We start from the raw sequence: 18,027 nt of genomic DNA on the forward strand, positions 1-18,027 counted from the left end.
TAAAGCATGAAGATACTCAAGAGGAAGCAATGAGCAGAGGATGCGGAAGATGAGTTATTATTAAATAGTTCACTATTTAATAGTTTACAATTTAAATCCGGCGCGTCACCATCCAGAAACTAAATAGCGCACTACTTAATAGCAAGCAATGAGAGGGAGGATAATGAAAATGAAAATGACCGCCGGCGCTTTACTTTTAGCAAGTCAGATCGTGAATGCATGGGCCGCACCTGTTGAGAATATTCCCCAACCCACCGCTGGCGTAGCGGCCTTTCTGAAGGTGCTGAACAGCGGTAACGGTAAGCCGATTGAGCAACTGTCACCCAAAGACGCACGTGCCGTATTAACCGGTGCCCAGGAAGGGGTGGTTTTACCGCCCGCAGAGATTTCCGAGAAAACAATTAATGTGCTGGGTAAACCGCTGAAACTGACCATTGTAAAACCTGCCAACATCAAAAGTACCTTACCTGTATTTATGTTCTTTCACGGCGGCGGTTGGGTGCTGGGTGATTTCCCAACCCATGAACGACTGGTGCGCGATTTAGTGAATGAATCCGGTGCAGCAGCGGTGTTTGTGAATTACGATCCATCACCCGAAGCACATTACCCCGTAGCGATTACGCAGGCATATGAAGCAACAAAATGGGTAGCTGAGCATGGCGCTGAAATCGGAGTTGATGGCAAGCGACTGGCTCTGGTCGGTAACAGCGTTGGTGGAAACATGGTCGCTGCTGTCGCGTTGCAGGCGAAGCAGTTCAAAACCCCGGCTATTCGCTACGATGTTATGTTTTGGCCGGTAACTGATGCCCGCTTCGATAATGCTTCCTATGAACAGTTTGCAGAGGGCCATTTTCTAACGAAAAACATGATGAAATGGTTTTGGGACAGCTACACGACGTCAGAAACTGATCGAAATAATATTCTGGCATCGCCGTTGCGTGCCACCACCGATCAGCTGAAAGGATTGCCGCCTACGTTGATTCAAACAGCAGAGTTGGATGTATTACGTGACGAAGGTGAAGCCTTTGGCCGTAAGCTTGATGCCGCTGGCGTACCCGTCACAGTGACGCGTTATAACGGCATGATTCACGATTATGGATTATTAAATGCATTAAGTAAGGAACCAACCGTGCGCACCGCGATCAGTCAAGCCTCTTCTGAATTAAAGCAATACCTGGAATAAATCAGTGGGGTTGCACTTTGCGGTGAGCGTAACTTCCTGCAAATGTTAGCCTTTTGTTAACATGGCCTGAGTTCGGTATTAAAACGACTCAGGCTATTTTTTCGATCCTTATTCATTCATAAATGCCATATCTGATAACTTTTCTCTTGATGAAAATAACAAAACTAATGTTAGTGAGAATGCATAAACATAATATGGGTGAGATATTTCCTGGAAATTGTCAAAAAAAATACGCGCCGTTAAAATAAAATCGTATTTTTAATACCAACACCTACAAAAATCGCGAAAAGGATGACGCTGGAGAAATATACTCGAAGCGTTTCATCACTAATAATATTGTGCCAGTCTAACCTTTTTGAGCGATCTGGCACGAACTTTCCTAATTGCAGAATAGTCTTGCCTTTTTTTGGGCGTTTATTCGTAATAATTCAGGTGCTTTTTTAATGGCTTGGATATCAAAGGAAAGTTATGAACAGTAAGTCAAGCAACAATCTGGCTGGTGGTCTTATACCGCAAATTCTATCCAGCTTCACGGCGCTATCCGATAAGAACGCTATATTAGCGCGTGACACTAAATTATTTTTACGCCCATGGTTAACGGGAACAGCAGAGCCAAACAGCATTGTTAATATACAGGTAAACGTACAGCCGATTGGTCAGGTAAATTCAGATAAAACAGGCCAGTGGACATTTGCATTGCCTTTGCAGGTTAATGCCAAACAAGTTTTTACTGTTTCATCTAAAGAAACAGGCGCAACAAGTGCTCCATTCACAATTACCCTTTTACCTGAGCGCCAATTGAATAAAGATCACAAAAGTTACGCGTTGAAGAATGAACCTCTGCTTCCAGTGCCCGACGTTCCTGCCGCTTGCGGCGGGTTTTTTTGCCGGATTAACGATAAAAGAGTGAAGGGAAAAGGATGTTTCGCTTATTAACGGACCTGTGTTTTTTGAGTCTTCTTGGTTTAGCCGCGCTGCAGTCGCTCAGGCGGGCGTAATTATCAGAAGGTTGTCCCCATTGCTGTCGGAAAGACCAACACCAAAGCTACATTTACCATGGTGTATAATTAAGCAACGCATCACCGCATGGCGTATCAAAACCTATTGTCGGCGCCACAACATGCTGGTGATAGGGAATACCGACATCACCCACGCAACGCGTAAGATTTTTAAATGGCTGGCATTAACTCGGCAGGTAAGTACAACGTACGGAAGAAAGGAGTGGCTGTACGACAGGAAAGGACTATTTCAGGGGCATTCCCTTGCCCAGACAATCGCATTCGTTTTCATCGCCATGTTATTGTTTACCGCCGTTCTGGCCTGTATTGACTGAAACATTGTGATTATTGGTGAAATTACCTCCGCTTTTTTTACCCCTTTTTTTCACCTCATCTTTGGCTTTTGCCGGATGCTCTGCAAAATCATCTTTACCACCACGATGTTTAGACATGATTGACCTCTTTATGATTATCAAACTGATAAATGCTCATAAATAGACGAGCTACATAGATAGCGTAGCCCCTATCGAAGAGGTCTGCACAGAGACACGTTGCACTGACGACAGCACGTAATTTTGGCATCTGGCTTACGGCTTGTGGGTATGGTTTTCTGCTGGCGGCAAGCCAAAATCCGGCATCCCGTCTGCGCGCCAGTTAAAATATTTCAGACGGGTATGTCGGCTCGGATCAATCAGTGCATCTCCCTTCATCCCCGTATGGTTACGGGTGTGATAAATCAAAACATCCCGACCTCGCTCATCCACTGTAAAGCAGCAATGTCCTGGGCCAAACTGCTTGTTTTCCCAGCTCGAGCTGAATACCGGATTAGCCAGTTTTATCCAGTTATTACGCTGCAACGGGTCTGCATCAATATCAATCCACAGTAGGCCCATGCAGTAACGCTCATCGGTTGCGCCTGCGGAGTAGGCGACAAAAAGACGATTATTATGAATCAGCGTTGATGGCGCTTCATTCACACTCGCGCCCGCCTTTTCCCACGCATATTCAGGGCAGGACAGCAGTAGCGGCTGACCTTTTATCGTCCAGGGATTACTCAATTCCGCCAGATAAAGACAGGAGTTACCGGGAACTGCGGGATTCTTTTGCGCCCATAGGAGCCAGTTTCTTCCTTGATGCTGACAGTAAGTAGCATCAAGCGAAAAAGTATCAAGCGGGGTAATAATCTGGTGACAGGAATGCCAGCGCCCCTTTAGCGGATCGGCATCTTCGCAAAGCAGGGCATACATACGATGCTGGAACAGACCATCAACATAGTCACGTGACGGGGCAGCGGCAAAATAGAATACCCAACGATCATCAACCCGATGCATTTCTGGCGCCCAGATAAGCTGACTTAAAGGACCGCTATCGGGTTTATGCCAAACTGTAACCGGTTTGGCTTCCCGCAGTCCTTCCAGTGTGTTCGCGTGGCGGATCTCAAGTCCGTCATATTCTGGGACGGATGCAGTGAAATAATAGTCTTGCCCGCAGTGCAGAATAAAAGGATCGGCGCGTTGCGTAATAAAAGGATTGGGCCATGTTTTCATTATTGTCCCCTCGGAACAGGTCCCGAAGCACTCAAAGGGTATAGAAAAAAGGTTTGTTTTTTATCAATGTATTCAGTCAATTGAAAATGCAGTTAAAGGGATAGAAGTAAAGTATCAGGCAGAAAATGCATTCTCACAATCTGCCCAACGCTTTAGTGTCAAATGGTTTGGATAAAGCGTGAGGGGCAGGCCATACAGAACGGGCTTAACCCGTGAGGAAACAGCGATGATTGATGTGAAATCGTTCCCGGTTTTTTTGGGTAGAGTAGTAATCGGTCCTGACTTTGTCACCCAGCGCTTCAGCCGCCGCTAACGCTTTTGCTCTTATTAACCGCGTAACTGCTTATCTCAGAGCAGTTACGCGAACATTTTCAGCTGAAATTCAGAATGAATACAGCTCGGCTAGTCAGCATAAGCTATTTTCTCACCGGCGCGGCGGGCTGTAGCAGGCAATAAACTGGCCTTGGCCACGTATCCATCTGGATCCAGACAGCAATCCATCTCCAGCGCTTGCTTGATGATCTCTTGATCCCAGATGACTCTTTTGCGCTGATCGCCTTGAGTCGTTAGCGTCGCTTCCATTACGCCATCAAGGGCGCGATATTGGCGCCAACTGCCGGCAGGCACAGAAATCACTGATCCTTCTTCTGCCATGATCGTAACTTCCTCACCTCGGCGATTAAAGGTCACTTCCAGCGTACCTTTGAACACCATCAGCACCTGAATATCCTGGCAGCAATGCAAACCAACACGATGCTGATCCTGAATGCGCAACCACTCAACGGTGAATCCATGTGGATTGTGGATGGGGGGTGCACTGTTGCGGTCTTGCGACATCCCATAACCGATAACCGGTGCCAATTCGCCACCGTGCCCCGGTAAGATGGAATCCAGCAAGGCATTTTCGGACCATTTACGCTGCTCGCCAGTGACTGCCCGTTGGCTCATCTCTTCTATAGAATAGTCACGCAGCGCAGCGATATGTTCTGCGCCCAAAGGTTGCAGCAGATCGGCTTTATCGGGGAGGACATCGCCCGCCTCAAGATCAATAAGCATATTGTCGCGACTGAGGTACAAGCCATATTCGCGCGCGGCCTCTAAAATCGACGGATGCCAAATAATGCCGCCGGTGTTATTACCGCCCAGCACGGTAAATACCATGCCGCTGGTATCTTGCGGACTCACGTTAGTAAAACCACGGAAAATCCATGTAGGGATCGACAAAATGGCTGGCGCACTAAATTCCGCTTCATGCTCGCCATTCGCACCCCAGCGAAAGCGCCAACTGCCCTCATGGATCAGGAATACCTCAGCAGTAAAATGCAGATGCAGGTTGTTAGTCACACCTTTCGGCATCGCAGCGGCACCAATGTTAAAACCATGCGGTTCTGGGATGTTGACGACCTGAGACGCTGACTGCGTGACGCCAGGCCCAATAAAAGAGTAGTTCTGCTTAAGATGTGAGCCCGGCAGTTTGCAGTCAATAAACGCTACGCTGCAAGACACGCGATCTTCAGGGCGGACTAAACGGCGATGTGCTTCTTGTTGAGTCAGAGTTACGTTTTGCATTTTTCTCTCCCATTAATATCCAGATGATCCGCTGACAGGCGGTGTTTCCCCTCGCGTTAATGCGATGGCGGTGCGGGCAGCAGCGCCGAGCTGCATCACATCATTAGCGGGAGTGACAAAGTGAAAGCCTTGCGTCAGGCGATGAGCCGCAGCCTGACCCGATGTGCAAAAGATTCCAGCAAGTTTTTTATGCGCACGGCAGCGGTTCAATACGTGCTCTATGGCAGCCAGCATCGCGGGATGCTGAGACTCGGCACTCGCACTGCCGGTCAGCGTTAGAGAAAGGTCATTGGGGCCGATAAAAATCCCGTCCAGCCCATTGGTATCGAGAATGCTATCTAAATTATCCAGTGCTTCGCGCGTCTCAATCATTGCCAGCGTCAGGATCTCTTCATTGGCATGCTGCGGATAATCTTTGCCGCCATAGAGCAGTGCGCGTGCCGGGCCAAAAGATCGATTGCCCAGCGGCGGATAGCGACATGCCGAGACAAATTGTGCCGCCTGCTGAGCGGTGGATATCATCGGGCAGATAATTCCCCAGGCACCGGCGTCAAGCATGCGCATGATGTGTGCCGGATCATTGTTACTGACACGCGCCAGCGGCGTTGCAGACGTGGCGGAAATTGCCTGTAGCATTGACAGTGCGCTGGCAAAATCGATCATGCCATGCTGCATATCGACGGTGACAGAATCGTAGCCCTGATGTCCGGCGATTTCGGCGCTGTAACCTGAAGGAATAGCCAGCCAACCGTTGATAATGGGTTGTTGCTGACAAAAGGCTGCTTTCAGCGGATTTTTTCTCAAGATTGTGACTCCTGTATCCAGTTGCGCATGAAGTTAGCCACCTGTTGAGGCGCTTCGAGGGGTAAGAAATGGCCGCATTCAGGTAAGGTTATCCAACGTGCATGCGGTACGGCCTTGGCGATAGCCAGGTGATGTTGTGGCGTGCATATAACGTCATGCGCGCCGTTAAGAATTAAGGTGGGTGCAGCAAATGAGGCGAGTAATTGGCGGTGATCTTCACGAGAAATAGCCACTTCTGTTTGGCGCGCTAAAGTTTCGAGCCCGCTCTCCTCGGCCATCTGGACAACGGTACGATAAAGCAATGTGTCATTTAGACGATGAGGAGCAACATAGCGCGGCCACAATGTGTCAGTGAGCCAGCGCGTCATACCTTGATTAGCCGCTTCGCGTACGGCAGCACGGCGCCCCTCTGCATTATCGGGCGCGTCGCGAAACGGATTAACGGATAAAAGCGCCAGCTTCGCAATGCGCTCTGGTGCCAGAGCCAGCATGTGCAATGCCACAATGCCACCCAGAGAGAATCCCGCTAAGCAGAAGCGCAAAGGCAGAACGCCAAGCAGCTCACTTGCAAGCGCATAAGCGGAGTCGGCATTATTGAGGCTATAACAGCGAACGTGACTGACATTGAGCTGTTCTGTCACCGGCTGCCACAACCGATCATTGCACAGGGTTCCGCTAAGCAGCACCAGCGGCGCGTTATGATTTTCCAGTAAGGGTTCCGTCTTCATGTTGCCGTCCATCCGCCGTCAACCATCAGCGACGTTCCGGTAATGAGCGCTGAAGCAGGCGACGCCAAAAAAACCACAGGTCCCATAATATCTTCCAGCGTGCCCACTCTGTTCAGCTTGATGTTGTCCAGCACATAACGATTAAACGCGGCATCAGCCAGATTGGCGCGAGACATCTCGGTAACAATAAATGTCGGGCATAACGTGTTAACGCGAATACCCAACTCGCCAAGCTCCAGCGCCATGGTTTTCGTTAACCCTTCTAGCGCGAATTTGGATGCACAATAAACGCTGCGTTCTGGGCCACCGACATGCCCCATTTGTGAGGAGATATGGATGATTGAACCCGCGATTTGGCGCATTTTCATGCGCTGAGCAACCTGCTGGCTGATAAAAAAAGTTGCCCGTAAGTTCAACGCCATCACTGCGTCAAAATTCGCTTCGCTGACCTCAAGAAACGGCTGATGACGCGCAAGCCCCGCGCTGTTGACCAGAATGTCGAAATCGGGGAGTGTTTCCAGCACCTCGCTGACGCGCGCTGTATCGGTAATATCCAGCGTCACGCTGTTGAGTCGCAAACCTTCTGCTGCGACACTTTTTACGGCGTCGTGAAGTTGATCTGCCTGGCGCGCCATGATCCATACTTCTGCACCCGCACTCGCCAGCGCTATCGCCGCAGCAAAGCCAATACCTCGAGAGCCGCCGGTAACTAACGCCCGACAGTGGTCGAGACGGAACGTCGGAGTGCGAGGAAATGCCATCCTCATAAGGCTTTCTCGCTCTCTGCCGCCGGAACCGAGCCTGCATAAGGCACTTCTTTTTTGCCGTAGCGGCGTACGCGAATATTGGCCTGTTCAGCATGACCTGAAAAACCTTCTAACTGGCACAAGCGCGAACAGTAACTGCCAATTTCTGTCGTTGCTTCATCACTCAGGACTTTTTGCCAGGTGCAGGTTTTCATAAATTTTCCAACCCATAGTCCGCCGGTGTAACGCGCCGCTTTTTGGGTTGGAAGGGTATGATTAGTGCCGATGACTTTGTCGCCATACGCTACATTGGTGCGAGGGCCAAGAAACAATGCGCCATAGTTGGTCATGTTGGTAAGAAACCAGTCGTCGCGGGAGGTCATTACCTGTACATGTTCCGATGCAATACGGTCAGCTTCCTGCAGCATCTCTTCATAGCTACTGCAAACAATCACTTCGCCATAATCGCGCCAGGCCTGACGGGCTATTTCAGCCGTAGGCAATTTTTCCAGTAAACGTTCAACTTCACGCAAGGTTTCCTGCGCCAGTTGTAGTGAATTCGTCAGTAAAATGGCAGGCGTAGTAACGCCGTGTTCGGCTTGTCCTAGCAGGTCGGTGGCACAGATTTCAGCATCCACGCTTTCATCGGCGATGATTAATGTTTCCGTTGGCCCAGCAAACAGATCGATCCCGACGCGGCCAAATAACTGGCGTTTAGCTTCGGCTACAAACGCATTGCCTGGGCCGACCAGCATATCCACAGGCGCAATGGTGTCAGTGCCCAGCGCCATCGCACCAATTGCTTGAATGCCACCTAACGCGTAGATCTCAGTTGCACCCGCCATCGCCTGTGCAGCCACAATTGCCGGAGCGGGTTGACCTTTAAACGGAGGTGCGCAACTAATAATGCGCGAACAGCCAGCAACGTTAGCAGTGATAATCGACATATGCGCAGAAGCCAGCAGTGGATATTTTCCACCGGGCACGTAACAGCCCACCGCATTAATGGGGATATTTTTATGACCGAGAATAACGCCGGGACGCGTTTCAATTTCGAGATCGGTCAGGCAATTTCTTTGCGCACTGGCAAAATTAAAAACCTGCTGCTGAGCAAACTCAATATCTTTAATATCCTGACGGCTTAATTGCTTGATACAGGCATTAATTTCCTGCTGCGACAAACGGTAATCGCGACGATCATAATTATCAAACTTAATGGATAATTCGCGTATCGCTTCATTACCGCGTTGCTCTATATCTGCAAGCGTATTTTCAACAACAATACTGATCTGTTTATTAGCCTGTTGGCGTTCAGATAATGATTTACTGGTTTTTAAATAGTGCGCCATGACGTTGTCCTCTCCTAATGAGTACGTGACTGTCCCGCCCAGTGAAATGGGTGAAGGGAAAAGCGTTAATTAAAGAGAAAGTTAAATATGAACAGTGCAGTTAAATCTTATTCGCATAATCCTGTGCGCCTGAGATTATGGGTGCTTTATCGCCTTGAACATTTACCTGCCGCTGATTAACACTTCGTACGGCTAGCGGCGTCAATAGGGCAGCCACCACGCAAAGCGCGCCAATCATGAGATAGCCGGAGGCTAAATTAATGTGCTGCAACATAAAACCCATCGCAACGGGTCCGAGAAACATGCCGCAGGAGTAAATCGTCTGAAATAACCCCATTCGTGTGGATTGTTCCGACTCAACGGTATTGACCACGCTCAATGACATGAATACGGCGAAAGCCATGCCGAACGAGAAACCCGCCATCGCCTGCCACAAATAGATGATGTACATATTCGTAGTGAAGGGGATGCCAATAGTGGAAATAACCTGCAGGGAAATACCAATCACTGCGGTATTCACTAAACCCAGGCGTTTGTAGAAAACGGAACTGCACAATCCAATAGCCAGTGCGTAGAAAATAAGATGCAGATTACTGAGCAGGGTGAGGACAACGGCCTGCGCGCCAAGTTGCTGGGCATAAATCGGGGTTAAGGTATCTCGGGTAGCAAAGGGCACCAATATCACAATGGTGGCCAGCAGGCCGATAAACCATACTGAAGAATCTGATAGCTGGCGCTTTGCACTGCTTAAACATGCTTTTAACGTAGGCGCACGGGCTGCATCGTGAAACTCCTTAATACGAAATGTCAGAATCAGCGCCAGAAGTGCCGAGACACTGGAGATGAAGTAGCTGATGTTTTTGTCGAAATAGTGAATCAACACCCCGCCAATACAGTTACCGATGAACACACCCAAGGGGCCAGCCAGCGCCAGCAAGGCGACGGCCGCAGGCGCCTCTTTTTTATCAAAATAACGAATGAACAGAATGTTATAGAGAACCCAGGTTGCCGCAGTAAAACCATCTGCGGCCTTTGCCAGATACAGCGTCACGGCGCTGGGTTCGAAGTAAGCAATCGGCCAGGTCACCAGTGGCAGCAGTAGGCTGAACTGAATAAAAATTTTCCGGCTTCTTACGACATCCGACAATATTCCAATGGGGAAACGAACAAGCAGCGTCGCTAATCCGCTGGCACCCATAATCATTCCCACCACTTCAGGTTGCATTCCTTCGGTAATCAACATCGGTGCAAGGAACGCATCAATACTGTGGATGCAGATAAAGAAAAGTACGCTAATAGTAAAAAACAAACTGACTTCAGGTCGTCTAAATAGTGCACGAAACATGGCGGTGAACCTCTTGAAGATTAATGGGTTATAACCAATCAAGTACGGCATTAACCGGTGAAATCGTTGATTGCGATTTCGCGTAACCGGTAAAACTGACGGCGTTTTTTTATCATATGCATACGTATTCAAAACTCGACGTTACGGAAAGGTTTCAGTTTTGTAAACCCTGATAATGTAAATGTGAAAAAAATAATTTGGCCGCTTGCATACGCATGCAAGAATGGTGTAAGTATAAAAAACAGGCACGTCAACGGAAGAGCAATATGCTGGGTAGGGGATTGTCCTGAACCTCATTGCACTCATTTAAATCTTTGTTTAAACAGGATGATTATCGTTGCGGAATGTAGATAAGGAAGAGTAGCAATGAAACGTAAGACTTTTGGGCCGGTGACATCACAGCAGGTGGCGCAGATCGCGGGCGTATCACAATCGGCGGTATCTCGAACATTTACGCCAGGCGCCAGCATTTCACCAGCCACGCGTGAAAAAGTACTGCAGGCTGCACGCGAACTGGGTTATCGACCAAATGCAATTGCCCGTTCACTGAATACCGCACGTTCGCGCATTGTCGGTGTGGTGATGTCCTATTTCGATAATCAGTTTTATCCGCAGGTACTGGAAGCACTGGCACAAAAACTAGATGAACTGAACTACCACTTGCTGCTGTTTGTTGGTGATCGCGATGGAAATGCTGACCGAATTTTTGACCAAATTATGCAATATCGAGTAGACGGCATTGTGCTGGCCTCAGTTTCGTTGTCGATCGAGCTTTCTGATGAGTGCCTCGCCGCCGGTATTCCTGTCGTGATGTTTAATCGCAGTGAAGAAAATACCACTGCATCAAGCGTGAATACGGACAACGAGGCGGCCGCCCAGCAGATTGCCGAGTTTTTGATCGCAGGTCAGCATCAACGTTTCGCTTACGTTGCTGGGCTGGCGGATTCTTCGGTCAACCTGGCCCGGCAGAATGCATTTGTTAATACCTTACACAGCCACGGAATTCAGGATATTCGCGTCGTGCAAGGTGATTATGATGCGCAGAAGACCGCACAAGCGGCTTGTGCATTATTCTCTTCGCCGCAGCCGCCGGATGCCATTTTCGCTGCAAACGATCATATGGCGTTGACGGTAATGGATGTCGCCCGTTTCAAATTTAGCCTGCGTATTCCTGAAGATCTGTCCGTGATCGGCTATGACGATACCGGTCCTTCGGGTTGGCCTTCTTATGCATTGACGTCTGCCTCACAGCCCGTCAATGCCATGGTCAATGCCACCATAGCGCTGTTGATGAAACAAATTGAGAGTGAAAATATTGAGCCGGAACAGGTTGTTGTTCCTGGTGTACTGGTGGTGCGCCATTCTGCAAGGCGTCCACAGTTTGGCATTATTGAAAAAGACGGGCTGTCTCTCTTCAAACCGCAGGAGGTTGAATGACCAGGTTGCCGGGCTTTAGCCCTCAGTTTGATTCTATACAGCAGTTTATTCTGACGCTGACCCATCAGGTTTGGGAGCAAAAAGATATTGGCCAATTGGCGGATTTTTATGCAACGCCAGTGGTTTTTCATACGCCAGAAAAGCAGCTAAACGACCTCTCACAGTTTATGCGTCTGACACTGGAAGCCATGCACAGCTTTCCGCAACGCACGGTATTAACCGAAGATATTTTGTGTACGCACACACCACAATATGAATATTACGCCGCCCAACGTACGCTGGCCTGTATTCAGCATCAGGGCGAGGGATTCTTTGGTAAACCAAGCGGAAAATCGGTTTGGTTGCGTACCTGGGCCGATCGCGTTTGCGCTCAAGGCGCAGTGCGACAGGAATGGCTGCTACAAGACAGAGCCGCCATCGTCTCGCAAATTGGTCTGGATGTTCGTGAATTTGCCCAACATCTCGCCAACGGCCGCCGTGAAGCTGGACTGGAAAATATCACTGCAGAAGAGATGGATGCCCGCTGGGCAGGTGGACCAGAAGGCGATGATGTTGAAGGTCCGCTGGCTGGTCTGATAGAACGTTATTTATCGATGTGGGCGGGTGGCAATAGCGGTGTCGTGCCGGGTCTTTATCATCCCGCAGCGACCCTTTTTGGACCCGGCCATGTTTTGCGTACCGGCGAGCAGGATATTGGCGGTTTTCTTTCCGGTTATCGCGCTTCATTCGCCGATAACGAAACGCAACTGCATCATCTTGTGGTCCGTCGTGATGCCAATGAGCCGGTACGTCTGTCGCTGCGTTGGTCAATGCTTACCTGGCACGACGGGTATGGTAAATTTGGCGTACCCACACGGCGACCAATTTCTATTACCGGAATCACCCAACTTGAGTTACGCGATGGTTTAATTATTCGTGAATACCTTGGTATTGATGAATTAGCTATTTGGTCACAAATCCTGAATTAATCTTGCAAACTTAATGTCGGGGATATCATTCCCCGAAAAAATAGAATATCTGATTTTGGTAATTAATTTATCAGGTATTCCTGCTGTCTGAATATTTAAATTAAACATTATCGCCATTGGTAGGTGAGGGCTTTCTTTACCGCTAAACAATGGTCACTGTAAATAACCACCATGCACTTATATAAAGCAGGAGTTCATATGTCTTCAACTGAAACCACGAATAAAGCCCCGGTAATTTCAGATAAAAGCACTGTAAAATCGAACCGAGATGAACCTGTATTACAAGTAGAGCGACGTGACTTTATTGATCTCGTCCCAGAAAAGCGCCCCCGTGTTCAGTCATTAAGAGGTTTCGATGATTGCTATACCGATATTGTCGATTACATTGTGCGCTGCACGCATAAAATATGGGATGAACGTGATGTCGGATTAATTTATACACATTATACGCACAACTGCGTTTTATATAACGCGCTCGGCACCATGTATACCCGCGAGCAAGTGGTTCAGGATACGTTGCAACGCCTCATTGCTTTTCCAGAACGTCGCGGGATGGCGACGCAGGTTATCTGGAACGGCAACGACGTTGAAGGATTTTATACTTCGCATCTGGTGACCGGCAGTGGTCGCCATACGCAGTATAGCCATCTTGGTAAACCGACTAATCGTACATATGTAACCCGCACGGTGGCGGACTGCATGATTTACGAGAACAAGATCTATCGCGAGTGGGTAGTGAGCGACAACATGTCGATGATGCGACAACTCGGTCTGGATACTGACGCGGTAGCTTATGGCATGGCCAAAGAGCAATTTGATAAGGGCTTTCGTGTCACAGATATTGGCGAGAATCGTCGTATGTTGGGGCAGTATCCACCGGAAATGGAATGCGATATTTCCATTGCCCACACTGACACAGAGGAACAGTGCTTACGCTGGCTGCACGAAATCTATAACCGCCGCATGCTCGGTAAAATTAAAGAGGTTTACGCACCGACTGTGCAGTGGCATGGCCCATTAATGAAAGAGCTATACGGTCAGGCAGCGGTGATCCACCAGACGCTGGCACTGATTGGCATGATCCCTGATGGTGCGTGGATGCCGCAACACATTTGCTCCAATCCCTGCGATGAAGGCGGTACGAAAGTGGCAATTCGCTGGATTATGGAAGGCCATCACTTGGGTTACGGCGAGTTAGGCAAACCCACCGGTGAACGTCTGTTCGTGATGGGCATGTCTCACTATCACATTATCAACGGCAAAATCGTTGATGAATGGGTGGTATATGACCATCTGGCCATGCTGGCGCAAATCAAACTGGGACAAATGGAGGAGTAATAAATGGGCATGATTTCTGAAGCAGATATTGAATATATCAAACGCCCGCAGGGGCAAGACGTGCAGGCAGACCAAACGCTCAGCAAGACAGTACAAACGATTATTGAGCAAGTACGTGAACGTGGCGACGCCGCATTGCGCGACTACTCGGCGAAATTCGATAAAATAACCCCAGATAATTTCGAAGTATCACCAAACGAGATTGCGAGCGCGCTCGCAGATCTTGATCCGCAAACCCGCAAGGACAGCGAGTTTGCTATTGCCCAGGTCAAGCGTTTTGCCCAAGCGCAATTGGCAACCCTGCAACCGCTTGAGATTGAAACGCTGCCGGGTGTGCATTTGGGACATCGTATTATCCCTATCCAAACTGTGGGCTGCTATATACCCGGCGGACGCTATCCCATTTTATCTGCACCCGTGATGTCGATTGTCCCGGCAGTAGTGGCGGGATGCGATGAGATAATTGCCTGCCTGCCACCGGGTGCGCATCCGGCTATGATTGCTATTTGCCATCTTGCGGGTGCGCATCGCATTTTTAAGGTCGGTGGCGCGCAGGCAATTGCAGCGATGGCCTGGGGCACAGAATCTGTCCCGGAAGTAAATAAAGTTGTTGGACCCGGAAACGCCTTCGTTAACGAAGCTAAGCGTCAGGTATTCGGCAAAGTAGGCATTGATGCTTTGGCTGGCCCAAGCGAAATATACGTGGTCGCCGACGAAAGTGCCGATCCGCGCATCTTAGCCGCTGATCTTTTGGCGCAGGCTGAACATGATGTACACACCCGTGTAGGCATGGCAACCACCAGCCCGCACATTGCCCACGAAACGCTGGCAGAAATTGAGCGTCAGCTCAGGAATTTGCCAACAGCGGCTACTGCAGGCGAAGCCTGGAAACGGCAGGGGGAAATTGTTATCTGCCGTGATGAAGCGCAGCTCATTGCCTGGGCCGATTATATTGCTACCGAACATCTCCAGGTGCATACGCGTGATCCACACGCAACCGCCAGTAAAATCCGCAATTATGGTTCGTTATTTATTGGGCAAAATGCCAGCGTGGTGTTTTCTGACAAATGCTGCGGAACAAACCATACGCTTCCAACAATGGCAGCAGCCCGATATACCGGAGGATTATGGGTCGGTGCTTATGTCAAGATTTGCACTCACCAGTGGATTGATGATCATGGAATAGCCGCCGTTGCCGAACCGGCCGTTCGCCAAAGTCGTACTGAAGGGATGCAAGCGCATCGCCGAGCGGCAGAGATCCGGTTATTCCCTCATAACGTTGATGCCATAACGAACGGAGAACGCGATTAATCGATTTTATCATCTGCTTAACACCACGCTCTGTGGGCGTGGTTATCCAAGTGAATTACCTTAGCCGATATATTAGCTTCGGTAGGTAGCAGGGTGCATATAAGAAAATATCAGCTTTTCGGATGCGTCAAAAAGCGCTCCAATAATCATGGTTTGAGAAATTAATAAGGTTCCCGACAGTCGGCAACAAGCATCATGTTTTTATTGAACAGAATTTATCTTCCCTGGACGTAATATTTCAATTGTGTGAGCTCACGCACTGAACGCGGCGTGTCATTGAGTCGGGATTTAATTTTTTGTTTGATTTTTACGCTCTACTTTATTGCCTATTCTTTCTTCCGTTTCTCCTGCAGAAAACTCTAATGAAAATATTCCTTGCCACCCTGATTTTTATTGCAACTCTGTTTCCGCTCTCATCTGCCAGCGCCGTCCTGTTGCAACAGGGGGAGGTGCTATTCAATGTTGACCCGGCCACATTAAAAATCAGCATTGACGAGGTCGTGGTGAATGATCCTCAGCAGGCACAAAAGGTCAGTGAACTCCGAAATTCTCCCACACAGGCGAACTGGCGATGGCCGGATCGCCGCATTCAGATAACGGCAACAGCTAATGGTAACGATCTCCGGCTTACCATCAGCAGTGCACGCCCTCAAACTCTTAACTGGTTCAGTATGCCCTCCCATTTTAGCATGCTGCAATTGCCTATTGGGGAAGGTAGCCGGATACCCCTTGATAATGCAGAGTGGATGACCTATCTAACCAGCGAACTTTCCGGTTTGGATACCAACTTCGATTTGAAACTGCCATTTTGGGGGCTGGAGAAATATGGAAAGACCTACAGTTGGCTGCTTCTGTCCCCCTTCAGTAACCAGGTTTCGTTTACGAAGGCGAGTAATCAATTAATGATGAAAAGCTCGCATGAGTTCAATCAATTTAATCAGCACCACTCCTTCGATGTTTTATTGCATGCAGGAATCACGCCCCTGTCGGGTGCCATTCGTTACCGTGAATATCTACAACAGAGCGGTCAGTTCAGTTCGCTTAACGATAAAATTGCAACGGCTCCGGAAGGCAAAAAACTGATTGGCGCGACACATATCTATTTGTGGGGTAATACGCTATTGGCTCAGGAAGATGTAAAAAACTGGCCAGGTCTTATCGGTTTTTTGCAGTCAGCGGCAGGTGCGAGTCTCTGGCAAAGTATGGACTCGGAAGAGCGGAACACTGTGCAGCATTTGCAGGGGCGTGAACCTGAAGGCTGGCAGAAGCATTCCCTGACAGAAGCGATCAACCGCGCACTGGTGGCGCTTGTGCCAGTGGGTTCTACCCCCGACAAACCGTCATTTTTGGTGGCACAGCAGCAGCAGGCAGTCAAGGTACATCAGCTGGCTCAGCAATTGCTGGGGAATTTTCTTGTGCCACCGGAACAGTGGGGGCCAGGCTTGTCTGAAACGGTCATTAATTCATTACATCAGGCTGGGTTATCACGCTTGTGGCTGGGAACAGATAACTGGACCGCTGCTTTCATGCACCCGCAAGCAATAAAGCTGGCAAAAAGGGCAGGGTATCTGGTTGCCAGTTACGACTCCTATGATACTGGCATTCCTCAGGGCCTTAATGACAGCTGGCTCACGGCTCAGTTACCCAGCGAGATAACGGAAAAATGTGCGATTGTACGGGCTGACGGCACTAAAAAACCGGGGTTCGGGGGGCAGGGTTACTATCTTAACCCCGGCTGTGTTCTGCCTTTTTCTCAAATCAGGATGCGTGAGTTGACGCGGTTGGCCGGGCTAAACAGCCTTTTTCTTGACGTCGACGGAACGGGCATGGTTTCTGATGATTATCAGCCGGCACATCCAACCAGTGCAGCACAAATGGCCGCAGACCGTAACGCGCGTATGGCATGGTTCAGCAATACCCTCAAATTACCGTTGGGATCTGAAGACGGGAACGCCGTAACCGCGCATCACATCATGTTTGCACACGGAATGGAAACCTGGGGATTTGGCTGGAGTGACAAGGATATGCGGCATAACAAAAAGTCGCCCTATTATCTGGGCGCTTGGTGGCCCAGCGCGCAACCTGCTACTTTTTTTACCCCGGCGATAGTTAAACCACGCTATCGTTCTGTCGTGTTCGATCCGCGCTATCGTCTGCCGCTGTATCAGGCCGTTTTTCATGATTCAGTAATAACCACCCACCACTGGACTTTTGATAATCTCAAATTCAGTGATGTAAAAACGACCCGAGCACTCCTTAGCCAGCTGTACAATACTCCACCACTTTTCAATCTCAGCAGAAGCACCCTAAAAGCAAGGTTGCCTGACATTATTAAAGCAGATAACAGCTTTCGGGTTTTGCATCAGGTTTTGTGGGATAAGGCACTGACGGGGTTTCGCTGGTTGGACAGGGACGGCTGGGTGCAACAAACGACCTTCAGTGATGGCTCAATGCTTACCGCAAATTTTGGCGATCGTGCATTCAACGGTATCGCTGCGCAAACGCTGAGGGCCAATCTGGCCGATGGTCGTAATCTGGATTTTAGACAAGAGTAATGAGGTTGGAGCCGCAGGCAGTGAGGCTGGCTGGATTTGATGACGTTTTGAGGTTTCAAATCGGCTTAATAGATAAGCCGTACTGAGTATCTTGATATTTAAGGCGTTAAGCAGTGCCAGCAATTTTGGTGTCGCACCCAGCAGCACGG

General features: G+C 49.1%; 15 protein-coding genes. 7 read left to right on the forward strand and 8 right to left on the reverse strand.

What is annotated here, in order from left to right:
- The first annotated feature begins 163 nt into the window (after positions 1-163).
- Positions 164-1,183 (forward strand): alpha/beta hydrolase, encoded by a 1,020-nt coding sequence (locus MUG06_RS17610; protein ID WP_243079458.1) that lies wholly within the window; start codon positions 164-166, stop codon positions 1,181-1,183.
- Positions 1,184-1,651: 468 nt separating this feature from the next.
- The gene (locus tag MUG06_RS17615; RefSeq protein ID WP_243079459.1) at positions 1,652-2,119 is read left to right on the forward strand and encodes an Ig-like domain-containing protein; all 468 of its coding nucleotides are present in this window, start codon (positions 1,652-1,654) and stop codon (positions 2,117-2,119) included.
- 361 nt (positions 2,120-2,480) lie between these two features.
- Here MUG06_RS17615 and MUG06_RS17620 read toward each other — a convergent pair whose 3' ends face one another.
- From MUG06_RS17620 to MUG06_RS17655, 8 genes are all read right to left on the reverse strand, one after another.
- A complete protein-coding gene (locus tag MUG06_RS17620) occupies positions 2,481-2,633 on the reverse strand; it encodes a stress-induced protein (protein ID WP_243079460.1) in 153 nt (50 codons plus the stop codon).
- Positions 2,634-2,768: 135 nt separating this feature from the next.
- Complete coding sequence (locus MUG06_RS17625) at positions 2,769-3,728, reverse strand: family 43 glycosylhydrolase (protein ID WP_243079461.1); 960 nt, start codon at positions 3,726-3,728, stop codon at positions 2,769-2,771.
- Positions 3,729-4,130: 402 nt separating this feature from the next.
- On the reverse strand, positions 4,131-5,297 hold the full coding sequence (locus tag MUG06_RS17630) for a cupin (protein WP_243079462.1): 1,167 nt from the start codon (positions 5,295-5,297) through the stop codon (positions 4,131-4,133).
- A gap of 12 nt (positions 5,298-5,309) precedes the next feature.
- Entirely contained in the window at positions 5,310-6,101 is a 792-nt protein-coding gene (locus MUG06_RS17635; RefSeq protein WP_243079463.1) for an aldolase/citrate lyase family protein, read from the reverse strand.
- On the reverse strand, positions 6,098-6,829 hold the full coding sequence (locus MUG06_RS17640) for an alpha/beta hydrolase (RefSeq protein WP_243079464.1): 732 nt from the start codon (positions 6,827-6,829) through the stop codon (positions 6,098-6,100). The genes MUG06_RS17635 and MUG06_RS17640 overlap by 4 nt, the downstream gene beginning before the upstream one ends.
- Positions 6,826-7,590, reverse strand: coding sequence for an SDR family oxidoreductase (locus MUG06_RS17645; protein WP_243079465.1), 765 nt, complete (start codon positions 7,588-7,590; stop codon positions 6,826-6,828). Before MUG06_RS17645 ends, MUG06_RS17640 begins: the two co-directional genes overlap by 4 nt.
- Positions 7,591-7,592: 2 nt before the next feature.
- Positions 7,593-8,924: a histidinol dehydrogenase gene (hisD, locus tag MUG06_RS17650; protein ID WP_243079466.1), complete on the reverse strand. Its 1,332-nt coding sequence runs from the start codon at positions 8,922-8,924 to the stop codon at positions 7,593-7,595.
- A 100-nt stretch (positions 8,925-9,024) separates the two neighbouring features.
- On the reverse strand, positions 9,025-10,269 hold the full coding sequence (locus tag MUG06_RS17655; protein WP_215844824.1) for an MFS transporter: 1,245 nt from the start codon (positions 10,267-10,269) through the stop codon (positions 9,025-9,027).
- 366 nt (positions 10,270-10,635) lie between these two features.
- Between MUG06_RS17655 and MUG06_RS17660 the strand changes: the two genes are divergently transcribed.
- The 5 genes from MUG06_RS17660 (at position 10,636) to MUG06_RS17680 (ending at position 17,878) form a co-directional block, all read left to right on the forward strand.
- Positions 10,636-11,706, forward strand: a complete 1,071-nt coding sequence (locus tag MUG06_RS17660; protein WP_243079467.1) for a LacI family DNA-binding transcriptional regulator — start codon at positions 10,636-10,638, stop codon at positions 11,704-11,706.
- A complete protein-coding gene (locus MUG06_RS17665) occupies positions 11,703-12,674 on the forward strand; it encodes a nuclear transport factor 2 family protein (protein WP_243079468.1) in 972 nt (323 codons plus the stop codon). Before MUG06_RS17660 ends, MUG06_RS17665 begins: the two co-directional genes overlap by 4 nt.
- 198 nt (positions 12,675-12,872) lie before the next feature.
- Complete coding sequence (locus MUG06_RS17670) at positions 12,873-14,012, forward strand: ester cyclase (protein WP_243079469.1); 1,140 nt, start codon at positions 12,873-12,875, stop codon at positions 14,010-14,012.
- A gap of 3 nt (positions 14,013-14,015) precedes the next feature.
- The gene (hisD, locus tag MUG06_RS17675; RefSeq protein WP_243079470.1) at positions 14,016-15,323 is read left to right on the forward strand and encodes a histidinol dehydrogenase; all 1,308 of its coding nucleotides are present in this window, start codon (positions 14,016-14,018) and stop codon (positions 15,321-15,323) included.
- Positions 15,324-15,685: 362 nt separating this feature from the next.
- Positions 15,686-17,878, forward strand: coding sequence for a glycoside hydrolase (locus tag MUG06_RS17680; protein ID WP_243079471.1), 2,193 nt, complete (start codon positions 15,686-15,688; stop codon positions 17,876-17,878).
- The last annotated feature ends 149 nt before the right edge of the window (positions 17,879-18,027 follow it).

The organism is Pantoea sp. MQR6 (assembly GCF_022761075.1).
Lineage (GTDB): Bacteria > Pseudomonadota > Gammaproteobacteria > Enterobacterales > Enterobacteriaceae > Pantoea > Pantoea phytostimulans.